Raw genomic sequence first — 10,731 nt, forward strand, 5'->3', positions numbered from 1 at the left:
GGACCGCCGCGATGCAGACCCACGTCTGGTCGATCCCGATGCGCACCCGCTTCCGCGGCATCACGGTCCGCGAGGGCATGCTCATCCGGACCGCGAGCGGCTGGGGGGAGTGGAGCCCGTTCCTGGACTACACCGAGCCGGCCGTGGTGGAGCCCTGGCTGCGCGCGGCCGAGGAGGCGGCGGCCGGGGACTGGCCCGCACCGGTGCGCACCAGCGTCCCGGTCAACGTGACCGTGCCGGCGGTCGGGCCGGAGCAGGCGCACGCCATCGTCGCCCGGAGTGGCTGCCGCACCGCCAAGGTGAAGGTGGGCGAGCCCGGCCAGACCCTCGCCGACGACCTCGCCCGCGTCGAGGCCGTCCGCGACGCGCTCGGCAGCGGCGGCCGCATCCGCGTCGACGTCAACGGGCTGTGGGACGTCGACTCCGCCGTGGCGAGCATCGCGGCGCTGGACCGGGCGGTCGGGCTCGAGTACGTCGAGCAGCCGGTCGCGACCGTCGAGGACCTGGCCCGGGTCAGGCGGCGGGTGGACGTGCCGATCGCCGCCGACGAGTCGATCCGGCGGGTCGCCGACCCCTACCGGGTCCGCGACCTCGAGGCGGCCGACGTCGCCGTGCTGAAGGTGCAGCCGCTGGGCGGCGTACGCGCCTGCCTGCGGATCGCGGAGGAGATCGGCCTTCCCGTCGTCGTGTCGAGCGCGCTGGAGTCGAGCGTCGGCATCGCCGCCGGCGTGGCGCTGGCCGCGGCGCTGCCCGAGCTGCCTCATGCCTGCGGCCTGGCCACGGTGCAGCTGCTGACCGACGACGTGGTGACCGAGTCGCTGCTCCCGGTCGACGGCGAGCTGCCGGTGGTGACGCCGGCCGTCGACACGGCGAGGCTCGCCGCCCTCGCGGCGAGCGACGACAGGCGTGCCCACTGGGAGGAGCGGCTGGCGGCGGTGAGAGAGTTCCGCGTGTGAGCAGCAGTACCGACCTCGCCCGCGCCGTCGTCTCCGCGCTGGTCGAGGCGGGCGTCCGGGAGGTCGTGATCGCCCCGGGCAGCCGCAACGCCCCGCTCTCCTTCGCCGCCTACGACGCGGCCGCGGCCGGCCTGCTCCGGCTGCACACCCGCGTCGACGAGCGCAGCGCCGCCTTCCTCGCCCTCGGGCTCACCAAGACCGGGTCCCGCGCGGCGGTCGTGTGCACCAGCGGGACCGCCGTCGCCAACCTGCACCCGGCCGCGCTCGAGGCGGCCCACGCCGGCGTCCGGCTCGTGGTGGTGAGCGCTGATCGGCCGGAGCGCCTCTACGGCACCGGCGCCAACCAGACCACCGACCAGCGGGCGATCCTCGGCCCGCTCGTGCCGTGGCGCAGCCTGGACTCGCCCGACGACGTCGACGTCGACGAGCTCTGGTCGGCTCTCGGGCCGGTGCACTGGAACGTCCACCTCGACGAGCCGCTCCTCCCGGACGCTCCCTGGACCGTGCCCGCCCTCGAGCGCCGTCCGGAGATCCAGCGACCCGAGCCGCGCATCCTCGAGTCGCTCGAGCTCGGCCCGCGAACGGTCGTCGTCGCCGGGGACGACGCCGGTCCGCCGGCCCGGGTGCTCGCCGAGGCCGCCGGCTGGCCGCTGCTCGCCGAGCCGTCCAGCGGCGCGCGCACGGGCGAGAACGCCGTCCGCACCTACCGCCTGCTCCTCGGTGGCCCGCTCGCCGAGCACGTGGAGCGCGCTGTCGTCTTCGGCCACCCGACGCTGTCCCGGCCGGTCTCGCGACTGCTCGCCCGCGACGACGTCGAGGTCGTCGCCGGCCCTGCCCCCGGCGCATGGTCGGCCCGGCCGTTCCCCGTCGCCCGGAGCTTCCTCGCCCGGCTCCACGTCGACGGCTCCGACGACCTCGACTGGCTCAGCGCCTGGCGCGAGGCCGACGCCGCGCTCGGCCGCCGGCTCGACGCGCTGGTCGCGGAGCAGCCCGCCCTCACGCCGTACGCCGTCGCCGGCGCCGTGGCCCGCGCCCTGCCGCCCGGCGGACAGCTGGTCGTCGGTGCGTCGAACCCGATCCGCGACCTCGACCTGATGGTGCCGCGCTACGAGGTGGGTGCCCGGCGCAAGGTGCTGTCGAACCGCGGACTGGCCGGCATCGACGGTGTCGTCTCGACAGCGATCGGTGCCGCGCTCGGCCGCTCGTCGACGCGCGACCTGGCGCTGATGGGCGACGTGACGTTCCTCCACGACTCCAACGGGCTGGTGCTCGGCCCCGACGAGCCGCGGCCCGACCTGACGATCGTGGTCGCCAACGACGACGGCGGCTCGATCTTCGCGACGCTCGAGCAGGGGGCGGCTCCGTTCGCCGACCGGTTCGAGCGGCTCTTCGGCACGCCGCACGGGGTCTCGATCGAGTCGCTGTGCGCGGCCACGCGGACGCCGTACACGCGCGCCGACTCGCTGCCCGCCCTCGAGCAGGCCCTCGCCACGCCCAACGGCGGCATCGAGGTCGTCGAGGCGGTCATCGGCCGGACCGACCGGCGGGCGTTGGACGAGCGGATCCGGGCGCTGGCGCAGCCGTGACCGTCAGGCCCGCCACCCCGGATCCCGCCCGATGAACCCGACCAGCCGGTCCTGCGCGGAGGCATCGTCCGGGACCGCCACGCGCGGGCCGAACTGACCGCTGCTGCGGATGACGTCCTCCATCTGCTCCATGCCGGCGAGCACCGCCGCGCAGCGCTCCTCACCGAGGTCGATGTCGAGGTCCAGCGCCCGGGCCAGGTCCCAGGAGTGCATCCAGATGTCGGTCGTGTAGAACTGGTTGATCGCCGAGCCCAGCGGCATCTCGCCGAACATCGGGCTCCGGTAGACCTCGTCGCCGCGCTCGTCGAGGACGCGCTGCACCTCGGCGGCGCGCCGGCGCCAGGCGGCCGCCGGGTCGTCGGCGACCGGCACCGGCGTCAGCGTCACGCCGGCCCGCGAGACGAAGCCGGGCAGCCACTCGACCAGGTGAGCGACCACGTCGCGCGCCGTCCAGGCGGCGACCGGCGTGGGTCGGCCCCAGTCGTCGGCCGAGGCGGCCTCGGTGAGCGCGGCGAACCGCTGGGCGTCGTAGGCGTGCTGCTCGGAGGGGCTCATGCCGGTGACGTACCCAGCAGCGCGTCGAGCTTCTCGAAGCCCTCGATGATGCCGACGTCCATGCCGCTGGAGAGCATCGCGTCGCGGATCTCGAAGGACTCGACGACGCTCCTGATCACCGACCGGGTCCGGCCGCCGGGGAGCTCCTCGAGCGTGAGGGTCTCGAGCGAGACGCCGTCGGGCGCGCCCGCCCAGGTGAAGGTCTGCACGAGGCGTGACGGCTCCCGGATCTCGTGGAAGCTGCCGTAGAACGCGGCGTAGTCCGGGTCGCCCTCGCGGCCGTCGACGTAGGCCCACGAGCCGCCGGTGCGGCAGTCCCACTGGGTCACGCGCAGCTGCGAGGCCTTCGGGCCCAGCCACTGCACGAGCAGCTCGGGGTCGGTCCAGGCACGGAAGACGAGCTCGCGCGGCGCGTCGAACTCGCGGGTGATCGTGATCGTCGGGAGGTCCTTCGCCGCCGCGATCTCCGTCTCGTGCTTCGTGGTCGTGGTCATGATGCGTCCTCTTTCCTCGTCGGTCGCTGCGCCTGCTGCATCCGCTCGAGGACGGCGTCCAGGCGCTGGAACCGCTCCTCGGCACGTTGGCGGTAGCGCTCGATCCACTTGGTCATCAGGTCGAACACCTCCGCCTCGAGGTGGACCGGCCGGCGCTGCGCCTCCCGTCGGCGCGTCACGAGGCCGGCCTCCTCCAGCACCTTGAGGTGCTTGGAGACCGCCTGGAGGCTGACGTCGTACGGCGCGGCGAGCTCGCTCACGCCCGCGTCGCCGTCGGCCAGACGGGCCACCATGTCGCGCCGGATCGGGTCCGCGAGTGCCGCGAACACCTCGGAGAGCCTGTCGTCGTCCATCCCATCCTCAACTCATCGGTTGAATACGACCCTAGGCCGCGTACGGCGGAATGGTCAACCACTTGGTTGAGAAAACTCGGGCACTAGCATGACGGCCATGCGGATCACCAAGTTCGGTCACGCCTGCGTCCGGCTCGAGCACGACGGCACCACGCTCGTCCTCGATCCCGGCATGTTCACCGACCCGGAGGCCCTCGACGGCGCCGACGCAGTGCTGATCACCCACGAGCACGCCGACCACTACTCGCCCGACCTGCTGCGCGGTTCCGAGGCGCCGGTGTTCACGATCGACGCGGTCGCCGCGAAGATCCGCGAGGAGGCGCCCGCCGTCGGCGAGCGCACCGTCGTCGTCTCGCCGGGGGAGTCGTTCGACGTCGCCGGCGTCCCCGTCACGGCGGTCGGCGAGCTGCACGCGGTCATCCACGACGAGCTGCCGCGCTTCCACAACAGCGGCTACCGCATCGAGATGGGCGGCCAGCGGCTGTTCCACCCGGGCGATGCGATCACCGAGACCGACCAGGAGGTCGACCTGCTCTTCGTGCCGGTGTCGGCACCGTGGGCAGCGAGTCGTGACCTCATCGACTTCGCGCGCGCCGTGAAGGCGCCGCGCAACGTCGCGATCCACGACCGGATCTACTCCGAGGCCGGCTCGGCGATCTTCGACAACCAGATCAACCTCTTCCTGTCCAAGGCAGGGCAGGAGTACTTCCGCCTCCAGGACGGGCAGGACCTCTGATGGCCACCTTCGCAGTCACCTACGTCTACTCGCCCGACACCGAGGCGCTCGACCGGTTGCGGCCCGAGCACCGCGCCTTCCTCGCCGCCCAGGACGGGCTGCAGCTGTCCGGGCCGACCGACGACAACGGCGCGCTGCTCATCTTCGAGGCCAAGTCGGCGGCCGAGATCGAGGAGCTCCTCGACGACGACCCGTTCTGGAACGCCGACCTGATCACCGAGCGTTCGGTGGTCGGCTGGAACCCGGTCCTCGGCTCCTGGCGCGACTCCCTCGACCTCTGACGCGGGAGGTCAGCCGCCGAGCGCGTCCCTGACCGGGACGAGCTTGGCCTGCGACTCGGCCAGCTCGGCGGCCGGGTCGGAGGAGCCGACGACACCGCAGCCGGCGAACAGGCGCACGGTGTCGCCGCTCAGCAGCGCCGAGCGCAGCGCGATGCCCCACTCGCCGTCGCCGGAGGCGTCCATCCAGCCGACCGGCGCGGCGTAGCGGTCGCGGGACATCTGCTCCAGCTCGGCGATCAGCGCCACCGCGCGGTCGCGCGGCGTGCCGCCGACGGCGGCCGAGGGGTGCAGCGCGGCGGCCAGCTCCAGCGAGGTGATGCCGTCGTGCACCACGCCGGTCACGTCGGTCGCCAGGTGCATGACATTGGGCAGGTGCAGGACGAACGGCGCCTCGGGGACGTTCATCGAGGAGCAGTGCGGCTCGAGGGCGTCGGCGACCGAGCGGACGGCGTACTCGTGCTCCTCGAGGTCCTTCGACGACCGCGACAGCGCGCCGGCCAGCTCGTCGTCGCGGGTCTCGTCGCCGGTCCGGCGGATGGTCCCGGCCAGCACCCGGGAGGTGACCAGGCCGCGCTCGCGGCGGACCAGCAGCTCGGGGGTGGCGCCGAAGAGGCCCTCGACGTGGAACGTCCAGCACATCGGGTACGACGACGCCAGCTGCGCCAGCGGCCAGCGCACGTCGATCGGCGACTCGGCGGTCGCGATCAGGTCGCGGGCGAGCACGACCTTCTCCAGCGCCCCGGAGTCGATCCGCGCCACCGCGTCCGCCACGGCGCTCATCCACTGCTCGCCGTCGAGGGCGCCGTCGGCGTACGTCACACCCTGGGGCGCCGCCGGGGACGGGACACGCTCCGGCAGGGGCGCCTCGGGCGCGCGGTCGCCGCTGCCGATCGTGGTCACCCAGGCGACGCCACCGCGGCGGCCGACGACGACCTGCGGGACGGTGAGGACCGAGTCGACGGCGTCGTCGTCGGAGAACGCGAAGGAGCCGAAGGCGACGAGTCCGGTCCCGGGCTCGCCGACCTCGTCGGTGACGGCGGACCGGGCGACGAGCTCGGCCCACCACTTGGCGGCGTCGGCGAAGCGGGTCGGCCCGGTGGTCCGCACGGAGGCGGAGGTGCCCCAGCCGACGAGGCCCTCGCCGCGTCGGACCCACGAGACAGGGGTATCGGCGGGCAGCAGCGCGATCAGGTCGGCCGCGGCGCCCGCCGGCACGGCGACGGTGCGGGCGACGAGAGCTGGCTGCACCCCGTAACAGTATCCGGACGCCGATGCGGGCGACCCCTTGGGCAGCCGGTACCGTCGGGGCCCGTGAACACACGACGCGTCGTCCTGCCCGGAGTCATCCTCGGAGCCGTCGTCCTGGCGCTGGCCGCGGTCTTCGCGATCGTGCTGCCGAAGGTCAACGGCGACACCGGTGACGTCTCCCTGCCCGACAAGCTCCCGGGCGGCTACACGGCCACCGACCTGAGCGACGCCTACAAGAACGCGCCCGGCGCGACCGACGACAAGGTCAAGCAGGCGTCGGCGACCGAGCGCTCCGCGCGCGCCTACGGCAACAAGGTGCTCAAGGCGTCCGGCGTGGAGGGTGAGACCCGCACCTACGTCGACAAGTCGCTGTCGGCCCCGCTCGTCGTGCAGGTCTTCCGTGCCTCCGGCGGCGCCTTCTCGCCGTTCCAGTTCACCGACCCGAAGACGGCCCAGCAGGGACAGCAGGTGGAGACCCTCGTCCGCAAGGGCGACGTCACCTGCATCCAGACCGGCTCGGCCGACGGCAAGGGCGGCATCCAGGCGGCGTACGTCGAGTGCCAGAAGTCCAAGGACAACCTGACCGTCCAGGTCACCAGCCCGCTCGCCGTCGACAAGGCCGTCGGCGTGGTGGACAACGTCTACGACGAGGTGGCCTGACCCCATGACACGGGCCGAGCTCGACAAGCAGCCGGGCGACGTCCGTCGCATGTTCGACGCGGTCGCGCGCCGCTACGACGTGACCAACGACGTCCTGTCCCTCGGGCAGGACCGCCGGTGGCGGCGCGAGGTGTTCGACGCCGTCGACCCCCAGCCCGGCGAGCGCGTGCTCGACCTGGCCGCCGGGACCGGGACCTCCTCGCAGCCGTTCGCCGACGCCGGTGCCGAGGTGGTGCCGTGCGACTTCTCGATCGGCATGCTGCAGGTCGGGAAGAAGGCCAAGCCGGCCCTGCCCTTCACCGCCGGCGACGGCACCAGGCTCCCCTTCGCGGACGCCACCTTCGACGCCGTCACGATCTCCTTCGGCCTGCGCAACATCGTCGACCCGGCCGCCGGCCTGGCCGAGATGCGTCGGGTCACCAAGCCGGGCGGCCGGCTGGTGGTCTGCGAGTTCAGCCACCCCACGAACCGCGCTTTCCGTACCGTCTACATGGAGTACCTCATGAAGACGCTGCCGCGCGTCGCCCGCGCGGTCTCCTCCTCGCCCGACGCCTACGTCTACCTGGCCGAGTCCATCCGGGCCTGGCCGGACCAGGAGGGGCTCGCGCGGCTGATCCGCGAGGCGGGTTGGACCCGCCCGCAGTGGCGCAACCTCTCCGGCGGCGTCGTCGCCCTCCACCGCGCGACCGCCTGACTTCCCGGAGGCTCGAGTGCCTCGACCACCCCTGGACGGTCGAGACATTCGAGCCTCTTTCCCTGTCTCCGCCGGAGATGCGTGACGCGGTGCCTGCCGAGTGGTAGAAACGTCTGAGCGGCCTTGTGATCCAGTTCACAAGATCACAAACCGTTGTCGGATCTCGAGGGCTTGGGGAGGACGTGCTGGTGCACCTCTACACACCGGTGCTCGCGCTGATGGCACTCGCGACGCTGTTCGCGGTGGGCTCCGTGGTGATGTCGAGCCTGGTCGGCCCGAAGCGCTACAACCGGGCGAAGCTCGACTCCTACGAGTGCGGCATCGAGCCGACGCCGCACCCGGTGGGTGGCGGCCGCTTCCCCGTGAAGTACTACATCATCGCGATGCTCTTCATCGTCTTCGACGTCGAGATCATCTTCCTCTACCCGTGGGCGGTGCAGTTCGACCAGCTGCGCGTCTTCGGCCTGGTCGAGATGGTCATCTTCATCGCCACCGTGTTCGTCGCCTACCTCTACGTCTGGCGCCGCGGCGGGCTCGACTGGGACTGAGGCACTGAACAGACATGGGAATCGAAGAGAAGCTGCCGTCCGGCGTCCTCCTCACCACCGTGGAGGGCGTGGCCGGCTACATGCGCAAGGCCAGCTTCTGGCCGGCCACGTTCGGACTCGCGTGCTGCGCGATCGAGATGATGACCAGCGGCGGGCCGAAGTACGACCTCGCCCGCTTCGGCATGGAGGTCTTCCGGGCCTCGCCGCGCCAGGCCGACCTCATGATCGTCGCCGGCCGCGTCAGCCAGAAGATGGCGCCGGTGCTCCGCCAGATCTACGACCAGATGCCCGAGCCCAAGTGGGTGCTCGCCATGGGCGTCTGCGCGAGCTCCGGCGGCATGTTCAACAACTACGCGATCGTGCAGGGCGTCGACCACGTCGTCCCGGTCGACATGTACCTCCCGGGCTGTCCGCCCCGTCCGGAGATGCTCATCGACGCGATCCTCAAGCTGCACGACCAGGTGCAGCACACCAAGCTCGGCGCCAACCGCGCGCGCGAGATCGAGCAGCGTGAGAACGACGCCCTCAAGGCGCTCCCGACCTCGAACATGAAGGGCCTGCTCCGATGACCGAGGGGAACGTCCCCGACAACGTCCCGGAGGACACCAGCAGCCTGACCGCACCGGAGCAGGAGCAGATCGGCGTCCGGACCGGCATGTTCGGCGGCCGGGGCTCGGGCGACACCTCCGGCTTCGGCGGCCTGGTCCGCCCGGTGCTCTTCCCGGCGCCCGCTGCCCCGCCCTACGGCGGCTGGTACGACGAGGTCGCCGGCGCACTCGGCGGCGCCTTGGAGGGGCGCGAGCCGACCGTCGTCATCCACCGCGGCGAGATCACGTTCCACGTACGCCGCGAGGACCTCGTGACCGTCGCCCGGACCCTCCGCGACGAGCTGCGCTTCGAGTTCTGCTCCGGCGTGAGCGGCGTGCACTACCCCGACGACGCCGGCAAGGAGCTGCACGCCGTCTACCACCTGCTCTCGATGAGCCACAACCGTCGGATCCGCCTGGAGACGAGCGCTCCCGACGCCGACCCCACGCTGCCCAGCCTGGTGTCGGTCTACCCGACGCTCGACTGGCACGAGCGGGAGACCTACGACATGTTCGGCCTGGTCTTCGAGGGCCACCCGAGCCTCACCCGGATCCTCATGCCCGACGACTGGCCGGGCCACCCGCAGCGCAAGGACTACCCGCTGGGCGGCATCGCCGTGGAGTACAAGGGCGCCACGATCCCGCCGCCGGACACGCGGAGGAGCTACTCATGAGCACAGGTTTCGACACCTCGGAAGGCCGGGTCTTCACCGTCTCCGGCCAGGACTGGGACGCGCTCACCGACCAACTCGGCGAGGTCGCCGACGAGCGCATCGTCGTCAACATGGGCCCGCAGCACCCGTCCACGCACGGCGTGCTCCGGCTCATCCTCGAGCTCGAGGGCGAGACGGTGACCGAGGCCCGCGCCGGCATCGGCTACCTGCACACCGGCATCGAGAAGAACATGGAGTTCCGCACCTGGGTGCAGGGCGTCACGTTCTGCACCCGGATGGACTACCTCGCGCCGCTGCACAACGAGACGGCGTACGTCCTGTCGACCGAGCGGCTGCTCGACATCGAGGACGAGGTCCCGGAGAAGGCCCAGGTCATGCGGGTCCTCCTCATGGAGCTCAACCGCATCTCCTCCCACCTGGTCGCCATCGCGACCGGCGGCATGGAGATCGGCGCGCTCACCGTGATGACGATCGGGTTCCGTGAGCGCGAGCTGGTCCTGGACCTGTTCGAGCTGATCACCGGCCTGCGGATGAACCACGCGTTCATCCGCCCCGGCGGCGTGGCGCAGGACCTCCCGCCCGGTGCGCTGGAGGAGATCCGCGGCTTCATCGACCTGATGAAGAAGCGTCTGCCCGAGTACGCCGACCTGTGCAACGCCAACCCGATCTTCAGGGCCCGGCTCGAGAACGTGGGCGTGCTCGACCTCGAGGGCTGCCTCGCCCTGGGCCTGTCCGGCCCGGTGCTGCGCTCGACCGGCTACCCGTGGGACCTGCGCAAGACGCAGCCCTACTGCGGCTACGAGGACTACGAGTTCGACGTGCAGACGTGGGACACCGCGGACGCCTACGGCCGCTTCCGGATCCGGCTCAACGAGATGTGGGAGTCGCTGCGCATCGTCGAGCAGGCGGCCGACCGGCTCGCGAAGCTCGAGGGCGCCCCGATCATGGTCGCCGACAAGAAGATCGCCTGGCCCTCCCAGCTCGCGATCGGGTCCGACGGCATGGGCAACTCGCTCGACCACATCCGCCACATCATGGGCGAGTCGATGGAGGCCCTGATCCACCACTTCAAGCTCGTCACCGAGGGCTTCCGGGTCCCGCCGGGTCAGGCCTACGTGCCGATCGAGGGCCCGCGCGGCGAGCTCGGCGCCCACGTCGTGTCCGACGGCGGAACGCGACCGTTCCGGGTCCACTTCCGCGACCCGTCGTTCACCAACCTGCAGGCGACCAGCGTGATGAGCGAGGGCGGCATGGTGGCCGACGTCATCGTCGCCATCGCCTCGATCGACCCCGTGATGGGAGGAGTCGATCGATGAATCACCCCACTCGATTCTTCGCCTCCTCCGCTTCGCTCCTCCG

14 protein-coding genes are annotated in these 10,731 nt (G+C 71.8%); 10 read left to right on the forward strand and 4 right to left on the reverse strand.

Going from position 1 to position 10,731, the window contains the following annotated elements; all coding sequences use genetic code 11:
• Window positions 1-11 precede the first annotated feature (11 nt).
• Together QDS12_RS08950 and menD are read left to right on the forward strand one after the other, a co-directional pair.
• Complete coding sequence (locus QDS12_RS08950; protein WP_279880399.1) at window positions 12-956, forward strand: o-succinylbenzoate synthase; 945 nt, start codon at window positions 12-14, stop codon at window positions 954-956.
• A complete protein-coding gene (menD, locus tag QDS12_RS08955) occupies window positions 953-2,542 on the forward strand; it encodes a 2-succinyl-5-enolpyruvyl-6-hydroxy-3-cyclohexene-1-carboxylic-acid synthase (protein WP_279878641.1) in 1,590 nt (529 codons plus the stop codon). Before QDS12_RS08950 ends, menD begins: the two co-directional genes overlap by 4 nt.
• Before the next feature lie 3 nt (window positions 2,543-2,545).
• On the opposite strand, the gene QDS12_RS08960 is transcribed toward menD, so the two are convergent.
• Genes QDS12_RS08960 through QDS12_RS08970 form a run of 3 tightly spaced genes read right to left on the reverse strand, consistent with a single transcriptional unit; the run spans window position 2,546 to window position 3,944 of the window.
• Window positions 2,546-3,097, reverse strand: a complete 552-nt coding sequence (locus QDS12_RS08960; protein ID WP_279878642.1) for a TIGR03086 family metal-binding protein — start codon at window positions 3,095-3,097, stop codon at window positions 2,546-2,548.
• A complete protein-coding gene (locus tag QDS12_RS08965) occupies window positions 3,094-3,591 on the reverse strand; it encodes an SRPBCC family protein (protein WP_279878643.1) in 498 nt (165 codons plus the stop codon). The genes QDS12_RS08960 and QDS12_RS08965 overlap by 4 nt, the downstream gene beginning before the upstream one ends.
• Complete coding sequence (locus QDS12_RS08970; protein WP_279878644.1) at window positions 3,588-3,944, reverse strand: metalloregulator ArsR/SmtB family transcription factor; 357 nt, start codon at window positions 3,942-3,944, stop codon at window positions 3,588-3,590. The genes QDS12_RS08965 and QDS12_RS08970 overlap by 4 nt, the downstream gene beginning before the upstream one ends.
• A gap of 97 nt (window positions 3,945-4,041) precedes the next feature.
• On the opposite strand from QDS12_RS08970, the gene QDS12_RS08975 reads away from it, so the two are divergent.
• Both QDS12_RS08975 and QDS12_RS08980 read left to right on the forward strand, forming a co-directional pair.
• The gene (locus QDS12_RS08975) at window positions 4,042-4,680 is read left to right on the forward strand and encodes an MBL fold metallo-hydrolase (RefSeq protein ID WP_279878645.1); all 639 of its coding nucleotides are present in this window, start codon (window positions 4,042-4,044) and stop codon (window positions 4,678-4,680) included.
• Window positions 4,680-4,961 (forward strand): YciI family protein, encoded by a 282-nt coding sequence (locus QDS12_RS08980; protein WP_279878646.1) that lies wholly within the window; start codon window positions 4,680-4,682, stop codon window positions 4,959-4,961. The genes QDS12_RS08975 and QDS12_RS08980 overlap by 1 nt, the downstream gene beginning before the upstream one ends.
• Window positions 4,962-4,970: 9 nt before the next feature.
• On the opposite strand, the gene QDS12_RS08985 is transcribed toward QDS12_RS08980, so the two are convergent.
• Window positions 4,971-6,209: an isochorismate synthase gene (locus QDS12_RS08985; protein WP_279878647.1), complete on the reverse strand. Its 1,239-nt coding sequence runs from the start codon at window positions 6,207-6,209 to the stop codon at window positions 4,971-4,973.
• Window positions 6,210-6,272: 63 nt separating this feature from the next.
• Here QDS12_RS08985 and QDS12_RS08990 point away from each other — a divergent pair, with 63 nt between their 5' ends.
• From QDS12_RS08990 to QDS12_RS09015, 6 genes are all read left to right on the forward strand, one after another.
• Window positions 6,273-6,869 carry a hypothetical protein gene (locus QDS12_RS08990; protein ID WP_279878648.1) on the forward strand — a complete coding sequence of 199 codons (597 nt, stop codon included), beginning with the start codon at window positions 6,273-6,275 and terminating at the stop codon, window positions 6,867-6,869.
• 4 nt (window positions 6,870-6,873) lie between these two features.
• Window positions 6,874-7,563 (forward strand): demethylmenaquinone methyltransferase, encoded by a 690-nt coding sequence (locus QDS12_RS08995; RefSeq protein WP_279878649.1) that lies wholly within the window; start codon window positions 6,874-6,876, stop codon window positions 7,561-7,563.
• A 188-nt stretch (window positions 7,564-7,751) separates the two neighbouring features.
• The gene (locus QDS12_RS09000; RefSeq protein WP_279878650.1) at window positions 7,752-8,111 is read left to right on the forward strand and encodes an NADH-quinone oxidoreductase subunit A; all 360 of its coding nucleotides are present in this window, start codon (window positions 7,752-7,754) and stop codon (window positions 8,109-8,111) included.
• Window positions 8,112-8,125: 14 nt separating this feature from the next.
• A complete protein-coding gene (locus QDS12_RS09005; protein ID WP_279878651.1) occupies window positions 8,126-8,680 on the forward strand; it encodes an NADH-quinone oxidoreductase subunit B in 555 nt (184 codons plus the stop codon).
• Window positions 8,677-9,372: an NADH-quinone oxidoreductase subunit C gene (locus QDS12_RS09010; RefSeq protein WP_279878652.1), complete on the forward strand. Its 696-nt coding sequence runs from the start codon at window positions 8,677-8,679 to the stop codon at window positions 9,370-9,372. The genes QDS12_RS09005 and QDS12_RS09010 overlap by 4 nt, the downstream gene beginning before the upstream one ends.
• Entirely contained in the window at window positions 9,369-10,688 is a 1,320-nt protein-coding gene (locus tag QDS12_RS09015; RefSeq protein WP_279878653.1) for an NADH-quinone oxidoreductase subunit D, read from the forward strand. The genes QDS12_RS09010 and QDS12_RS09015 overlap by 4 nt, the downstream gene beginning before the upstream one ends.
• Window positions 10,689-10,731: the final 43 nt, after the last annotated feature.

The sequence above is a fragment of the Nocardioides sp. CER19 genome, assembly GCF_029846275.1.
GTDB lineage: Bacteria > Actinomycetota > Actinomycetes > Propionibacteriales > Nocardioidaceae > Nocardioides.